The 15,216-nt window shown below is 66.1% G+C and carries 11 protein-coding genes; 4 read left to right on the top strand and 7 right to left on the bottom strand.

The window, feature by feature from the left end:
- Positions 1–51: 51 nt before the first annotated feature.
- Together POS17_RS14425 and POS17_RS14420 are read right to left on the bottom strand one after the other, a co-directional pair.
- Positions 52–999 carry an alpha/beta fold hydrolase gene (locus POS17_RS14425; protein WP_060839192.1) on the bottom strand — a complete coding sequence of 316 codons (948 nt, stop codon included), beginning with the start codon at positions 997–999 and terminating at the stop codon, positions 52–54.
- Positions 1,000–1,132: 133 nt separating this feature from the next.
- Entirely contained in the window at positions 1,133–1,888 is a 756-nt protein-coding gene (locus POS17_RS14420; RefSeq protein WP_060839191.1) for a TetR/AcrR family transcriptional regulator, read from the bottom strand.
- A 365-nt stretch (positions 1,889–2,253) separates the two neighbouring features.
- On the opposite strand from POS17_RS14420, the gene POS17_RS14415 reads away from it, so the two are divergent.
- From POS17_RS14415 to POS17_RS14400, 4 genes are read left to right on the top strand one after another with little or no spacing between them, the layout of a single operon-like run.
- The gene (locus POS17_RS14415) at positions 2,254–2,958 is read left to right on the top strand and encodes an ABC transporter ATP-binding protein (protein WP_060839190.1); all 705 of its coding nucleotides are present in this window, start codon (positions 2,254–2,256) and stop codon (positions 2,956–2,958) included.
- Complete coding sequence (locus tag POS17_RS14410) at positions 2,955–4,154, top strand: ABC transporter permease (protein WP_060839189.1); 1,200 nt, start codon at positions 2,955–2,957, stop codon at positions 4,152–4,154. The genes POS17_RS14415 and POS17_RS14410 overlap by 4 nt, the downstream gene beginning before the upstream one ends.
- Positions 4,147–5,646: a TolC family protein gene (locus POS17_RS14405; protein WP_060839188.1), complete on the top strand. Its 1,500-nt coding sequence runs from the start codon at positions 4,147–4,149 to the stop codon at positions 5,644–5,646. Before POS17_RS14410 ends, POS17_RS14405 begins: the two co-directional genes overlap by 8 nt.
- Positions 5,627–6,922, top strand: coding sequence for an efflux RND transporter periplasmic adaptor subunit (locus POS17_RS14400; protein WP_060839187.1), 1,296 nt, complete (start codon positions 5,627–5,629; stop codon positions 6,920–6,922). The genes POS17_RS14405 and POS17_RS14400 overlap by 20 nt, the downstream gene beginning before the upstream one ends.
- A gap of 199 nt (positions 6,923–7,121) precedes the next feature.
- Here POS17_RS14400 and POS17_RS14395 read toward each other — a convergent pair whose 3' ends face one another.
- From POS17_RS14395 to POS17_RS14375, 5 genes are read right to left on the bottom strand one after another with little or no spacing between them, the layout of a single operon-like run.
- A complete protein-coding gene (locus POS17_RS14395; protein WP_060839186.1) occupies positions 7,122–8,825 on the bottom strand; it encodes an AMP-binding protein in 1,704 nt (567 codons plus the stop codon).
- 19 nt (positions 8,826–8,844) lie between these two features.
- On the bottom strand, positions 8,845–10,143 hold the full coding sequence (locus POS17_RS14390; RefSeq protein WP_060839185.1) for an acetyl-CoA C-acetyltransferase: 1,299 nt from the start codon (positions 10,141–10,143) through the stop codon (positions 8,845–8,847).
- Positions 10,140–11,033 carry a MaoC family dehydratase gene (locus POS17_RS14385; RefSeq protein WP_060839184.1) on the bottom strand — a complete coding sequence of 298 codons (894 nt, stop codon included), beginning with the start codon at positions 11,031–11,033 and terminating at the stop codon, positions 10,140–10,142. The genes POS17_RS14390 and POS17_RS14385 overlap by 4 nt, the downstream gene beginning before the upstream one ends.
- A 3-nt stretch (positions 11,034–11,036) precedes the next feature.
- Positions 11,037–12,389, bottom strand: coding sequence for a 3-oxoacyl-ACP reductase (locus POS17_RS14380; RefSeq protein ID WP_060839183.1), 1,353 nt, complete (start codon positions 12,387–12,389; stop codon positions 11,037–11,039).
- A 30-nt stretch (positions 12,390–12,419) separates the two neighbouring features.
- Positions 12,420–14,969, bottom strand: coding sequence for an acyl-CoA dehydrogenase (locus POS17_RS14375; protein WP_060839182.1), 2,550 nt, complete (start codon positions 14,967–14,969; stop codon positions 12,420–12,422).
- Between the last annotated feature and the right edge of the window lie 247 nt (positions 14,970–15,216).

Below are 15,216 nucleotides of genomic sequence, written 5' to 3'. Positions count from 1 at the left end.
CCTGCCGAGGCCTTCGCTGGCAAGCCAGCGTCCGAGGAACCGGCGGGTGCTCTAGGTGAACCGTCGCTGCAGAAAATCCAGCAACAGGGCATTGACCCGCTGCGGCTGCTCATTCTGGATCCAGTGTCCGCAGTCCGTCAGCAGGTGCTGTTCCAGGTCGGCCACCTGACCGGGCATGCGCTTGAGGGTATGGGCTTCGAGCACGCCCACCGGATCACGGTCGCCCAGCAGGAACAGGGTCGGCTGCTGCACCCGGGCCTGGGCCAGGAACTCGGTGCGCTGCCAGGTGCGCTCGAAGTTGCGGTACCAGTTCAGGGCACCGCGAAAGCCGCGCCCGGCAAAGGTCTGGCGATAGGCCTGGAAGTCCTCCTCGCTGCACCACGGCGGCAATTCTCGTGGCACCCTCACCCCGTCGAACAGCCGGGAATCGGCCGGTTTGGGCTCGAGCAAGGCCTGCACATTGCCCATGAACAGCCGCAGGCTGGCGTCGATATCGGCGTCCAGTTCCGCCTCGGCCACCCCGGGCTGCTGAAAGTAGAGGATGTAGTTGAAATGCCCGCCATGCACCTCGCGCATGATCTCGCTGGCCGGCCGTTTCGGACGCCCGGCAAAGGGCACGGAAAGGGTCGCCAGCGCCGCCACCCGCCGCGGCTCCAGCAATGCCAGGTGCCAGGCGACCGGGGCGCCCCAGTCGTGGCCGACCATGCACACCCGCTGATGACCAAAGGCATCCATGGCCTGCTGGATGTCCGCGCACAGGGTCAGAAGATCGTAGGCCTCCACCGCTTCCGGAGCCGAACTGCGGCCGTAACCGCGCATCTCCGGCACGAACACGCGAAACCCGCCGCGCACCAGGGCCGGCACCTGATGGCGCCAGGAGTGCCAGCACTCGGGAAAACCATGCAGCAGCCACACCGGGACTCCGTGCTCCGGTCCGGCGACCTGGACACTGAGTTCGATTCCGTTGACGGCCAGAAGATGCTGTTGATAGGCAGGCATGCCGGGCGCTCCAGGGCAGATGCGAGGAGCAGAACCTAGCAGATGGTGGCCGCAGCCTTGAGCAATATTGATGGTTTGAATGAGGGTGCCACGCCTGCCGACACCCTGAGGTGCGGGCAGGCGTGGCGTCCGCTCAGGCGGGAATCATGCCGGCCAGGGACTGGCTGTGCTGACGAATCAGGCGCTGGGTGTTCAAGACCTTTTCCAGGGCCTGCTCGGAATCGGGATCTTGCATGGGGGCGCGAATCGCTGCCGACACCAGGCTGATCAGCTTGGCCATGACTTCGGCATCGGTGGCCGGACGCCCCAGGCTCATGGCCTGCATCAGCAGGCGCAGTTCGGTGCCGGCCATGACCCCGGAAATCGCCTTGAGGGCGAACTGCAGACGCACCCCCAGTTCGTTGCGCGGCAGGTCCGGTAGCGCCAGGGCAAAGGCCTTGAAGAAGCGCTCGAACACCGGTTGATAGTGTTCCTTGAGGTATTCCTGAATGAATGGCGAGGTATCGCTGTACACCCGGCCGAGGAAACGAATGAACGACCGGCCTTCCAGGCCACCGCTTTCATCACTGCGCTCCAGGCCCATGGCGGGAGCGAAAAGCACCCCCAGCAGGGTCTCGCAATCCAGCGGTCCGTCGGCCTGCTCTTCGCACTTGGCCAAGAGTTCCAGACGTTGATCGTTGAGCGGCCCCAGGCGTTGCATCAGCAGGGCCTTCATCAACGAATCCTTGTCGCCGAAGTGGTAGTTCACCGCCGCCAGGTTGACCTTGGCGCGCTCGGTGATCTGACGCAGCAGCACGGCGTCGTAGCCGTACTTGATGAACAATGCCTCGGTCGCTTCCAGCAGTCGGGTCTTGGTGACATTGGGGGCACTGAGTTTCTTGGCGACCATGGAGGACTAACCTTTGCTGGGTGAAAAAACTGACCGTTCGAACAGTGTTTTAAAAAAAAATTTGATTTTTTATACCCGCGAGAAGCCCTAAAAGCAAGCGCCCCAAGGACGCACGCCGGCCTGCAAGAACCTTTTATGACCCACGGGTCCCCGTGTTTCAGTCGCCGCGAAAAAACCTCGAAAAGCCCCCAATTAGCCGGTTCAGACGGCTGGCGCACCAGGATGAACGCAGTTACTATTCAAACAATTTTTTAAAACAATAAATAAAAACCAGAGCTTGGCCTTGCCCCTGGACCCCGCGCAACGCGACGCCTGCGCACCGTGGATATTCAAGCAAGCAGTCGAGCCAGCCGGCGCGGTAAGCGATGACAGCGACGATAATCGACTCAGGTTTTATCTCCCTGCAAGGCATAGGCAAGAGCTATCGGCTGGCGGAGCAACCGCTCCACATTCTCAAGAACGTCTCCCTGTCCATCGACTCCGGCGAGAGCTGCGCCATCCTCGGTGCCTCGGGTTCCGGCAAAAGCACCCTGCTCAATATCCTCGGCCTGCTGGACCTGCCCGACAGCGGCGAGTACCGCTTCGCCGGCCACGATATCTTCCGCGCCAGCCCCGACCAACTGGCGGCCATCCGCAACCGGCAGATCGGCTTCGTGTTCCAGAGCTTCAACCTGCTGCCGCGCCTCAGCGCCCTGGACAACGTCGCCCTGCCCCTGAGCTACCGCGGCGTGGCCCGGCGTGAATCCCTGGAACGTGCCCAGCACATGCTCGATCAGGTGGGCCTGGGGCAACGGGCTCAGCACCGCCCCGCCGACCTCTCCGGCGGCCAGCGCCAGCGCGTGGCGATCGCCCGGGCCCTGGTGGGCGAGCCATCGGTGATTCTCGCCGACGAACCCACCGGCAACCTCGACAGCCACACCGCCCGGGACATCATGGACCTGCTGCTGGCGCTGAACCGCGAACGCCAGGTGACCCTGATCATCGTCACCCACGACCCGGGCATCGCCCAGCGGCTGGAGCGGCAGATCCGCGTGACCAACGGCGTGGTCCAGGAGGTCTGCCCGGCATGAGCCTCAAGGTCGAGCAGAGCGCCAGCCAGCTGCTGCACGAAGCCTTCGTCAGCCTGCGCACCCTGGGCAAGCGTTCGATCCTGGCCCTGCTGGGCATCGTCATCGGCAGCTCATCGGTGGTAGCCCTGATCAACATCGGCCATAACGCCGCCCAGGACGCCGCGGCGATCTTCCAGGACATGGGCACCGACACCCTGGCGGTGCAATTTCCCGATTCCTCGGCCAGCCGCGCGCCCATGCCGCCGCTCCTCGACCTGGCGGCCCTGCACCAGGCCCTGCCGCAGTTGCTGGACATCGCCCCGGTGGCGCTGTTCAGCGGGCCGGTGGTGTACCGCGGACGCTCCAGCAACGCCAACCTGGTGGGTAGCACCCCGTCCCTGGCCAGTGCCATGCGCCTGCAGGTGCAGCAAGGGCGCTTTCTCTCGGCGTTCGACAGCGGGCAAACCTACGCGGTGGTCGGCGCCCAGGTCGCCGAAGCCCTGAGCACGCCCCACGACCCGCTGCGCCTGGGGGAGCGGATTCGCATCAACGACTACCTGTTCCAGGTGATCGGCATCCTCGCCAGGCAACCGGCGGCGGTGCTGATCCCGGTGCAGACCAACGAATCCCTGTTCATCCCCCTGGAAGGCATGCGGCGGATTTCCTCAAGCCCGCAGATCAGCAACCTGATCGCCCGCGCGGCACCGGCCCAGGACATGAACCGGCTGGCCGCGGCCCTGGGCGACACCTTGAAGCAGCACCTGCCCGGGCGCAGCGTCGAGGTGCAGGTGCCACAGAAGATCATCGACGGCATGACCCGGCAAAGCCGCACCTTCGGCTACCTGCTGATGGCCCTGGGGGGCATCTCCCTGGTGGGCGGTGGCGTCGGGGTGATGAACGTGATGCTGATGAACGTCTCGGAGCGGCGCCGGGAGATCGGCATCCGCATGGCCCTGGGCGCGCGGCGCCGGGACATCCGCAACCTGTTCCTGCTCGAAGCGGTGACCCTGACCGCCGTGGGCGCACTGTCCGGTGCGGTGCTGGGCATGAGCGCCGCCTACCTCTATGCCCGCCTCTCCGGCTGGCAGTTTTCCCTGGCCGGCACCTCCCTGCCACTGGGGATCGGCAGCACCCTGCTGATCGGGCTGTTCTTCGGCCTGTACCCGGCCGTCTCGGCCTCGCGCCTGCAACCGGTGGAGGCGCTGCGGGATGAATGATCGCCAACGCGCCGCGCTCTTGCTGCTGTGCCTGCTCAGCCCCCTGGGCCAGGCCGGTTCCCGGGACATGGACGTGGCCCGCCAGGCGTCGGCCCCGACCCTGCGCAGCGCCTACGAACGCAGCGTGCTGCTGAGCCAGCAGCAGACCGAGCTGACCCTGGCCGATGCGGTCTACCTGGGCCTGCGCAACAACCGTGGCATCCGCAGCGCCTACCTGCAGCGGGTGGCACAGAAGTTCGACCTGCGGGTGTCGGAGGACACCTTCAACCCCAAGCTGCTGCTCAGCGGCACCTACCGGGCCAACAAGGGCAGCAACGACGGAGTGCGCAACACCACCCTCAATCCCAGCTCCAGCCTGCTGGGGGAATACGGCACACGCCTGAACATGGCCTGGCACCAGGAACTGAGCCAGGCCAACCGGGCCGGCTACTACCGCCGCGACGGCCTGGACCTGTCGATCATCCAGCCGCTGCTCAAGGGCGCCGGCTGGGACGTGACCACCGCGCCGCTGCGCCTGGCGCGGATCAACGAACAGGCCTACCGCCTCAACCTCAAGGCCAACGTGGCGCAGACCATCAGCGACATCATCGGCGCCTACCGCGAACTGCTGCGGGCCCAGGAACAGCTGGCGATCGTCGAGGACGCCCTCAAGCGCGCCAATGCCCTGCTCCAGGTGAACAAGGCGCTGATCGCCGCCGGGCGCATGGCCGAGTTCGAGATCGTGCAGACCGAAGCCGACATCGCCAGCCAGGAGCTGGGGGTGGAAGAGGCGCGCAATCAGGTGGACATCAACCGCCTGTCGCTGCTGCGCCTGCTGGCCCTGGACCTGTCGACCCGGATCCGCGCCAGCGACGGCCTGCAAGCGGCGAAAGTCAGCATCGACCAGCAGGACGCCCTGCGCCTGGCGCAGATCCAGCAACCCACCTACCTGGCGACATTGCTGGGCAGCCAGCAGGCCGACCTCAACCTGATCATCGCCAAGGACCAGAGCCGCTGGGATGTGTCCCTGGTGGCCGGCGCCAATCAGGTGCGCAACCGTTACGACAACGACGGCGGCAACGGCGCGGGACGGACCTGGGACAGCTATGCCGGCGTGCAGGTGCAGATTCCCATCGGCGACTTGAGTACCCGTCAGGCCGAGGTGCATGCCCGGGTCGACGTGGAAAACCAGGCCCTGGTGCTGGCCGATGCCCGCCAGGCCCTGGAGCGCAGCGTCAGTGACGTGGTGCGCGACCTGGGCACCCGCTGGCGCCAGTACGAGATCGCCCAGCGCGCCGTGGAACTGTCCAGGCGCAAGCTGGATATCGAACGGGAAAAACTCAGCGCCGGGCGCTCCAGCAACTTCCAGGTGCTGAGTTACGAAAGCGATTTGCGCACCAGTGAAAACGCCCGCCTCAATGCACTGATTGCCTACCTCAACGCCCAGACCCAGCTGGATCTGACCCTGGGCACGACCTTGGAGACCTGGGACATTGCGCTCAACGACTTCTGAGCAGAAAAACTGGCGCAAGCGCGGCCTCCTCGGCGGCACCGCCCTGATCGTGCTGGCCGTGGCCGGCGTCGCCCTCACCCACTACCGCGCCGTGGACGATCCGGCGCTGCAACAGGGTCGCTGGATCGAGGTCAGCACTACGCCGCTGATTCATCAGATCGGCCTGGTGGGCAAGATCGAGCCCCAGCGCACCATCAGCCTGACGGCGCCGTTCGACGGCAACGTTCTGGCCAGTCTGGTGGAACAGGGCCAGCGGGTGGAGGCCGGTCAAACGCTGCTGAAGATGGACCCCAGCCTGATCGAGATCCAGGTGCGCGAAGCCTTGTCAGCCCAGCTCAAGGCCCGGCGCAGCGTTCAGGAACTGCAGAACTGGGACAGCAGCGCCCTGGTGACCCGGGCCCGGCGCACCTTGCGCGCCTCGCAGATGGCGGTGAGCAATTCCGAACGCAAGCTCAGTGAAAGCCAGAGCCTGTTTGCCCGGGGCATCATTCCCCGCAACGAACTGGACGATCTCAAGCAACTGCTGCAGAGCCAGCGCCTGGACCTGACGGCGGCCCAGGGTGAACTGCAACAGGCGCTGGACCAGGGCAAGGGTGAATTCCGCCAGATTGCCGAGATGGAACTGACCAATGCCACGGTCAAGTACGAAGCCCTGCGCGCGCTGCTGGCGGGCAAGGACGTGGTCGCCCCCTTTGCCGGAATCGTGGTCCCGGCGCCGGGGCTCAACCTGACGCCCATCGCGTCGGCGGCGGCCTCGGGGCCGGTGCAGACCGGCAGCAAGGTCGGCCAGGGCCAGGCCCTGTTCGGCCTGGCCAACATCGAGCAACTGAAGATCGTCAGCAAGGTGTCGGAGTTGGACATCAACCAGCTGCGCCAGGGCCAGAGCGTGGAAATTCTCGGTGACGGCTTTGACGGCGAGCGCCTCCAGGGCCAGGTGGACATCGTCAGCAGTCTGGCGCTGCCGGGGGACGCCAGCGGTGCCAGCGCGCAGTTCCCGGTGACCCTGTCGGTGCCCAAGCTGACCCGCGAACAACAGCAGCGCGTCCGCCTGGGCATGAGCGCGCGATTGAGCATCATTACCTACCGCAACGATCAGGCCATAGTGCTGCCGCCAGCGGCGATCCAGCGCGAGGCCGACGGCATGAGCGTGGAATACCGGGCAACGGCCGATCAACCAGGCCGGCGGGTACCGGTGAGCGTGGGCCAATCGACCCCGGAGGGCGTGGAAGTGTTCGGCCTGCAGCCGGGCCAGGTCCGCCTGCCCAACGCCTTGTAGGTTCAGGCTTGCCCGGCTATCACCCGAAGAACCTCTAGCGCCCTCGGGACACTTGCGTCCCTGCGGGCCGTTCGCAGCCTTCGGCAGCGGCTACAGTGATCGCCGTGGAGGTAGCCGCTGCCGAGCCCCGGCGAGGCTGCGAAAAGGCCCGCAGGGCCTTGCTTGACGATCTTCAGAAGAACCTCGGACGCCCTCGAAACTAACGCAGGGCGCGGCGCAGGACCTTGCCGACGGTGGTCTTGGGCAACTCTTCGGTACGGAACTCGACGTAGCGCGGCACCTTGTAGCCGGTCAGGTACTCGCGGCAGTGGGCCAGCAACTGCTCCTGGGTCAGGTTCGGGTCCTTGCGCACCACGAAGATCTTCACCTTCTCCCCGGTCACCCCATCCTCGACGCCAATCGCCGCCACCTCGGCGACGCCCGGATGCAGGGCCACCACGTCCTCGATCTCGTTGGGGTACACGTTGAAACCCGAGACCAGGATCATGTCCTTCTTGCGGTCCACCAGACGGATGAAGCCCTGCTCGTTCATCACCCCGATATCCCCGGTGGACAGCCAGCCGTGGCGGTCCAGGACCTTGGCGGTTTCTTCCGGACGCTGCCAGTAGCCCTTCATCACCTGGGGCCCGCGCACCTGCAGCTCGCCCTCCTCGCCCAGTTCTGCCAGCTCGCCGTCCTCGCGCACGAAGCGCACCCAGGTCGACGGCAGCGGCACGCCGATGGTCCCGGTGAAATCGCCCTCGCGCATGCGCGCGATGTCGATCGGGCTGATGCTCACCACCGGCGAGCACTCGGTGAGGCCGTAGCCTTCGATGATCGGCACCCCGGTGACCTCCTTCCAGCGCCGGGCCACGGCGGTGTGGGTGGCCATGCCACCGGCGATGGCCAGTTTCAGGTCGGAGAAGTCCCGGCCGCGAAACTCCTCGTTTTCCAGCAGGCCGTTGAACAGGGTGTTGACCCCGACGATGCCGCTGAACTTCTCCTTGCGCAGGATCATCTGCACCCGCTTCACGTCCCGCGGGTTGGCGATGAGGATGTTGCGCCCGCCCAGGCACATGAACATCAGGCAGTTCACCGTCAGCGACAGCACGTGATACAGCGGCAGCAGGGTGACGTTGGTTTCCTGCTGGTTCTCGTCCAATTGATCGCCGACCCAGGCCTTGGCCTGCATCAGGTTGGCGAGGATGTTGCGGTGGCTGAGCATCGCGCCCTTGGCATCGCCGGTGGTGCCGCCGGTGTATTGCAGGAAGGCGATGTCATCCTGCTTGAGCTCCACCGGCCGGTGCTCCAGCACACTGGCCAGTTTCATCATCGCCGGGAAGCGGATCGAGCCCGGCAGGTTGAACTTGGGCACTTGCTTCTGCACGTGGCGCAGGGCGAAGTTCAGCGCCGCGCCCTTGAAGGTACCCAGCAGGTCGCCGATGGCGGCCACCACGATGTTCTTCAGGCGGCTGCCCGGCATCGCCTGCTCCAGGGTGTGGGCGAAGTTCTCGAAGATCACCACCGTCTCGGCGCCACTGTCCTTGAGCAGGTGCCGCAGTTCATGGGCGGTGTACAGCGGGTTGACGTTGACCACCACCGCCCCCACCAGCAGGGTGCCGAACAGACAGATCGGGTATTGCAGGCAGTTGGGCATCATCAGGGCCACCCGGTCGCCCTTCTTCACCCCTTTGGATTGCAACCAGGCGGCGAAGGCGAACACCCGCTTCTCCCACAGGTCGTAGCCCATCTCGGTGCCAATGCTGACGTAGGCCACCCGGTGGCGGTACTTGTCCACGTGTTCGAGGAACACTTCCCGCAGTGACGGGTAGCGGTCGATGTCGGCTTCGATATCGCTGGGCACCCCCGGCAGGTAGGCGTTCAGCCAGATACGCTCGGCGGGTTGCAGGCTCACGACACTCATTGGCAGTCTCCTTGTTATTTTATTTTTCGACGATGGCGGTGACACCCAGCCCGCCCGCGGCACAGACGGAAATCAGTCCCCGACCGGAGCCACGCTGGTGGATCGCCTTGGCCAGGGTCGCCAGCAAGCGTCCGCCGGTGGCGGCAAACGGATGCCCACAGCCCAGGGAGCCGCCGTTGACGTTGAGCTTGCTGCGCTCGATGCTGCCCAGCGGCCCTTCGAGGCCGAGTTTTTCCCGGCAGTAATCGGCGTCTTCCCAGGCCTTGAGGGTGCACAGCACCTGAGCGGCGAAGGCTTCGTGAATCTCGTAGAAGTCGAAATCCCCCAGGCCCAGCCCTTCCCGGGCCAGCATGCGCGGCACAGCGTAGGCCGGGGCCATCAGCAACCCTTCGCTGCCGTCGACAAAATTCACCGCGGCGGTTTCCCCGGTGCGCAGGTAGGCCAGCACCGGCAGGTTGTTGGCCGCGGCCCAGTCTTCGCTGGCCAGCAGCACCACCGAGGCACCGTCGGTGAGCGGGGTCGAGTTGCCGGCGGTCAGGGTGCCGTTGTGGCGGTCATAGGCCGGGCCCAGGCCGGCGAGCTTCTCCAGGCTGGCATCGGCTCGCAGGTTGTTGTCCCGGGTCAGGCCGCGATACGGGGTGATCAGGTCGTCGAAGAAGCCGCGCTGATAGGCGGCATGCAACTGCTGGTGGCTGGCCAGCGCCAGTTCATCCTGGGCCAGGCGCTTGATGTGCCAGCGCTTGGCCATTTCTTCACAGTGCTCGCCCATGGACAGCCCGGTGCGTGGCTCGCCGTTGCGCGGCAGCAGCGGCTTGAAGAACATCCCCGGGCGCACCTTGAGCAGGCTGCGCAGCTTGTTGCCGGTGCCCTTGGCCCGGTTGGCCTGGAGCAGGATCCGGCGCAGCCCTTCATTGATGCCGATCGGCGCGTCGGAGGTGGTGTCGGCACCGCCGGCAATCCCCACCTCGATCTGTCCCAGGGCGATCTTGTTGGCCACCAGCAACGCCGCCTCAAGCCCAGTGCCACAGGCCTGCTGCACGTCATAGGCCGGGGTCTGGGGCGCCAGGGTGGTGGACAGCAGGCTCTCCCGGGCCAGGTTGAAATCCCGGGAATGCTTGATCACCGCCCCCGCGGCGAACTCCCCCAGGCGCTGGCCGGACAGGCCGTAGCGATCCACCAGCCCCTGCAACGCCGCCACCAGCAGGTCCTGGTTGCTGTCGTTGGCATAGACCGTGTTGGAGCGGGCGAAGGGAATCCGGTTGCCGCCGATGATCGCCACCCGGCGCACCGGCGCCGGATTGAAACTGTACTCAGTCATTGCCCAGCTCCCCAGATAAATAGGCCGCGCATGTGGGGCTTGTCCCCCGCGTTGTTGCGCACTTCGAACTCATGGCGCGGACCGTCCGGCAGACGGTTCCACAAGGTCACCGCCGCCGGCAGCAGGATCGGCAGCTTGAACTCGCAGTCCAGCTCCGCCGCCGCCAGCGCATGAGGCGGTTGCTGGGCCGCCAGGGCCCGGCCCAGGGTCCACATGCCGTGGGCGATGGGGCGGCGGAAACCGAACAGCCGGGCGCCGAGCCAGGAGGTGTGAATCGGGTTGAAGTCGCCGCTGACCTGGGCGAAACGCCGTCCCAGGTCGCCCCCCAGGTTCCAGCGCTGGGTGCGAATCAGTGGCGCTTCATCCTGCTTCAGCGCGCCTTCCCAGGGCTCGCCGATGGGGCTGGGCACGCCACGGCGCAGGTACAGGCTGTGGCTTTCCCAGACCAGGCTGCCACCGCTGTGGGCCCGGGTGGCGATAGACAGCGCCTGGCCCTTGGGATGGGCCAGCCAGCGTTCGGCGAACACTTCCAGGCGCAGGGCCTGGCCCTCCTCCAGCTTCTGGTACTGGCGAATGCGATTGGCCAGGTGAACCATGCCGCTGGCCGGATAGGGAAACCTGCGGTCGGTCAGCAACAACAGGTGCAAGGGAAACGCCAGGGTGTGGGGAAATGCCAGCGGCACCCCGTGTTCCCGGCGAAAGCTGCAGGCCTGGGCGTAGCGGGCGATCCCGGCGGCCTGCAACTCCACCGCCGGACGCACCAGGCGCTCGGCGGGCAGCGCCGGCGCGGCGTCCGGCTTGGGCTTGCGCAGGCTGCGGATGCCGTCATAGAGCAGTTGGCCCCGGGACGGTGGCGGTTCGATGATGCGAATGGCGCTGTCGCTATTCATGGCTCAGGCCCCCAGCAGGCTTTGCCCGCAGACGCGGACCACCTGCCCATTGATCCCGCCGGAACCCGGATGGGCCAGCCAGGCGATGGTTTCCGCCACGTCCACGGCCTGCCCGCCCTGGTTCATGGAGTTCATGCGCCGTCCCGCCTCGCGGATCAGCAGCGGGATCTTCGCGGTCATCTGGGTTTCGATGAACCCCGGGGCCACGCCGTTGACGGTGATCTGCTGGCGCGCCGCCAGGGGCGCCAGGTTCTGCACCAGGCCAATGACCCCGGCCTTGGAGGTGGCGTAGTTGCTTTGCCCGAGGTTGCCGGCGATTCCGGAAATCGACGACACACAGACGATCCGCCCACCGGGGTTCAGGCCCTGGCCCGCGAGCAACGCCTGACTGAGCAGCAGCGGCGCTTCCAGGTTGACCGCCATGACCTTGCGCCACGCCGCCTCGGTCATCTTGGCCAGGGTCTTGTCCTGGGTGATGCCGGCGTTGTGCACGACGATATCGAACGCGCCGTGCTCACCGACGAACTCCAGCAAGCGTTGCCCGACCCCGGCGGCAGTGATGTCCAGGGCCAGGGCATCGCCCTTGAGGCCGGCTGCGGCCTGCTGCAACTCGGCCTCGACCTGGGGAATGTCCAGGCACACCACCTGGGCGCCGTCCCGGGCCAGGACCTTGGCAATCGCCAGGCCGATGCCGCGGCAGGCACCGGTGACCAGGGCTCGCCGTCCGCTCAAGGGCCGCTCCCAATCGATGTGCCGGGGCACGTCCACCGGCTCGCCGATGCGCACCACCTGGCCCGAGACATAGGCCGAGCGCCGGGACAGGAAGAAGCGCAGGCTGCTGTCCAGTTCGGCTTCGGCACCGGGCTCGACATACAGCAACTGGACGGTGATGGCCCGACGCAGTTCCTTGCCCAGGGAGCGCACGAAACCTTCCAAGGCCCGCTGCGCCACCGCCTGCTCCAACGCCTTGCAGTGTTCCGGCGGCGTGCCAAGCACCAGCACCCGAGCATGGGCGCCCAGGCGCCGGACATTGGCGTGAAAGCAGCGGTACAGCTCATCGAGCTGGGCGATATCCGCCAGCCCGCTGGCGTCGAACACTAGGCCCTGGACCTTCACCGTCGAGGGTGCATTGATACTCGCGGCCTGGGCCGCCACGGTGTCGGTGGCGGCGAAGATCCGTTGCAGCTCGCCCAGCAGGCGGCCTTCGGGCGCCGCGGCGAGGATCACCGGGTTGATCAGGTTGCCGCCCTGCCCCTCGCGGTGGCGCTGGAGCGGCACCGGTTGCGGCAGGCCGGTACGCTGGGCCAGCCAGCGGCCCCACCCGGAATTGACGAACGAAAGATAACCGTCAGACATAAAGAGATCCCGATCCAATCCAGTAGAGGGTCAATAGGCCGAATCGCTGGCGACCACCGCGTCTTCGCTGCTGGCCGTACGTTTGCGCGAGGCCGGCCTGGCGCCTTGCTCGAAGTGCGCCTGACGCTGCTGCAGGGCTTCCAGCAGACCGAAGTCCTGAGGGAAGTCGTCGACCTGGATCGCGTGATCGCCGTATTCCACGTAGCGCCCCAGCAGCTCGTCCTCGTCCGCGCTGATCAGTTGCAGTTCCAGGGCCTTGACCCGCCAGATCACGAAGGCCTCGCGGGAGATCGGCAGCGGCGCCAGGACGCCCTGCTTGATCGCCGGCTTGAGCCGCGCCTCGATCAGGTCCACCTGCGGCTGCAGGCGGAACGCCAGTTCGCCATAGGCCAGCTTGTCGATGTCCGGCTGCGGGATGTAGGAGTCGGCCAGCAGGCGGTCGCGGGTCGGGCCCGGGGTCTGCACCAGCTCGGCCACTTGCGCCAGCAGGCGATCCGAGGGTTTGCGCTGGGCAATGCCCAGGGGAAAGCTCAGGCCGCGAATGATCCGCGCAGCCGCCTTGGACGGGTAGTTGTCCAGCACTTCGGCCAGGGCTTCATGGGCTCGCAGCAGGGAGTCTTGAGCGGCCCAGTGCACCAGGGGCAGATCGGCCTGGGGCCGGCCGTCGTCCTCGAAACGCTTCAACACGCAGGACAGGATGTACAGCTGGGACAGAATGTCCCCCAGGCGCCCGGTGATGCTTTCCTTGCGCTTGAGGGCACCGCCCAGCACGCCCATGGAAATGTCCGACGCCAGGGCCAGCACCACCGACAGGCGCTGGATCTGCCGGTAATAGCCGGCCAGGGCCTTGTCGGTATTGGCCGGGGCCTTGATCAGCCGGCCGCCGGTCAGCGCATGCACGGCGGCACGCACGGTGTTGGCGAAGACAAAGCTGATATGACCGAACATCGCGCTGTCGAACTCTTCCAGGCCCTTGCGCCCGGTGTCCCGCGCCGCTTCCATTTCGCGGAACACGTAGGGATGGCAACGGATCAGCCCCTGACCGTAGATGATCAGGCAGCGGGTCATGATGTTCGCGCCTTCCACGGTGATAGCGATCGGGCTTTGCTGGTAGGCCCGGGCCAGGAAGTTGTTGGGGCCCATGCAGATGCCCTTGCCGGCAACGATGTCCATGCCGTCGTTGACGATGGCCCGGGCCCGCTCGGTGACGTGGTACTTGGCGATGGCCGAGATCACCGACGGCTTCTCGCCAGCATCCAGGGACGCCACCGAGACCTTGCGCACCGCGTCACAGGCATACAGATGCCCGGCCATGCGCGCCAGGGGCGCCTGCACCCCTTCGAACTTGCCGATGGGCAGGCCGAACTGCTTGCGCATCGCCGCATACGCCGTGGTGCCGCGCACCGCCACCTTGCCCAGGCCGACGTTGGCCGACGGCAGGGAAATGGCGCGCCCGGCGGCCAGGCATTCCATCAGCATGCGCCAGCCATTGCCCACCTGGGCGCCACCGCCGATCACCCATTCCAGGGGAATGAACACATCCTTGCCGGTGGTCGGGCCGTTCTGGAACACCGCGTTCAGCGGCCAGTGGCGACGCCCGGTATTGACCCCCGGATGGGTGGTGGGAATCAGCGCGCAGGTGATCCCCAGGCTGCCCTTGCTGCCCAGCAGGCCCTCCGGGTCTTCGGCGCGAAACGCCAGCCCCAGCACCGTGGCGATCGGGCCCAGGGTGATGTAGCGCTTGTCCCAGGTGACGCGAAAGCCGAGCACTTCCTGGCCTTCGAACTGGCCCTTGCACACCACCCCGACATCGGGGATGGCCCCGGCGTCGGAACCGGCATAGGGGCTGGTCAGGGCAAAACAGGGAATGTCTTCGCCGCGAGCCAGGCGCGGCAGGTAATGCTGGCGCTGGGCCTCGGTGCCGTAGTGCAGCAGCAGCTCGGCCGGGCCCAGGGAGTTGGGCACCATCACCGAAATCGCCGCCGCCGAGCAGCGGGTCGAGAGCTTCATCACCACTTGGGAATGGGCGTAATGGGAGAAACCTTTGCCGCCGTACTGCTTGGGAATGATCATCCCCAGGAACCCGGCGTCCTTGGTGTATTGCCAGGCCTTGGGCGACAGGTCCTGCCAGATCTGGGTGGTCTCCCAGTCGTTGGCCATGTCGCACAGGGTTTCCACTTCGTTGTCCATGAACGCCTGTTCCTCGGCGCTCAAGCTGGCCGGAGCGCTCTGCAACAGACGCGGCCAATCCGGCTTGCCGCTGAACAGCTCGGCGTCCCACCAGACCGTGCCGGACTCGATGGCCGCACGCTCGGTGTCGGACATGGCCGGCATGATCTTGCGAAACATCGCCAGGGCGCGGCGGGTGAGCAAGGCGCGGCGCAAGGGCTTGATGCACAGCAGCGCGGCCGGCGCCAACACCAGCAACACGCCGAGGGTCAATCCCAGGGTGCCCACCAGGCTGAACAGATACGCGACCGCCAGCCACACCACTGCGGCGCCCAGCCACAGGGCGGCTGTCGCCTGTCGATAAGCCAGCGCGAGCGCTGCGGCAAGTCCCACCAATAACCAGACAATCATGGAATACCTCTCTTGTTCTAACGAGACGACCACCAGGGCCCTGGGCGTTGTGCCGGCCCCCTGCAGATCACCCTACAAAGGAAAGAAGCATGTTTCAAATTTTATTTTTAAATATTGTTTTGAGTGAATTCGCCAATGCATAACGGCTGAACAGCGTCAGCCCGGGGTTGAAAAAAACAGGTTGAAGACGGGTCTGGAGCCGACCCGTGCAGCCAACGGCAGTAGCGCAATCCCTTTGTACTGCCGT

This window comes from Pseudomonas sp. Os17 (genome assembly GCF_001547895.1).
GTDB lineage: Bacteria > Pseudomonadota > Gammaproteobacteria > Pseudomonadales > Pseudomonadaceae > Aquipseudomonas.
This window is presented reverse-complemented; position numbering and strand designations above follow the sequence as displayed.

What these genes read in the sequence shown, in the direction of transcription:
- POS17_RS14380 (WP_060839183.1), bottom strand. Translation starts at nt 12,389, where the DNA reads ATGTCTGACGGTTATCTTTCGTTCGTCAATTCCGGGTGGGGCCGCTGG.
- POS17_RS14395 (WP_060839186.1), bottom strand. Translation starts at nt 8,825, where the DNA reads ATGAGTGTCGTGAGCCTGCAACCCGCCGAGCGTATCTGGCTGAACGCC.
- POS17_RS14390 (WP_060839185.1), bottom strand. Translation starts at nt 10,143, where the DNA reads ATGACTGAGTACAGTTTCAATCCGGCGCCGGTGCGCCGGGTGGCGATC.
- POS17_RS14375 (WP_060839182.1), bottom strand. Translation starts at nt 14,969, where the DNA reads ATGATTGTCTGGTTATTGGTGGGACTTGCCGCAGCGCTCGCGCTGGCT.
- POS17_RS14425 (WP_060839192.1), bottom strand. Translation starts at nt 999, where the DNA reads ATGCCTGCCTATCAACAGCATCTTCTGGCCGTCAACGGAATCGAACTC.
- POS17_RS14385 (WP_060839184.1), bottom strand. Translation starts at nt 11,033, where the DNA reads ATGAATAGCGACAGCGCCATTCGCATCATCGAACCGCCACCGTCCCGG.
- POS17_RS14420 (WP_060839191.1), bottom strand. Translation starts at nt 1,888, where the DNA reads ATGGTCGCCAAGAAACTCAGTGCCCCCAATGTCACCAAGACCCGACTG.
- POS17_RS14410 (WP_060839189.1), top strand. Translation starts at nt 2,955, where the DNA reads ATGAGCCTCAAGGTCGAGCAGAGCGCCAGCCAGCTGCTGCACGAAGCC.
- POS17_RS14405 (WP_060839188.1), top strand. Translation starts at nt 4,147, where the DNA reads ATGAATGATCGCCAACGCGCCGCGCTCTTGCTGCTGTGCCTGCTCAGC.
- POS17_RS14415 (WP_060839190.1), top strand. Translation starts at nt 2,254, where the DNA reads ATGACAGCGACGATAATCGACTCAGGTTTTATCTCCCTGCAAGGCATA.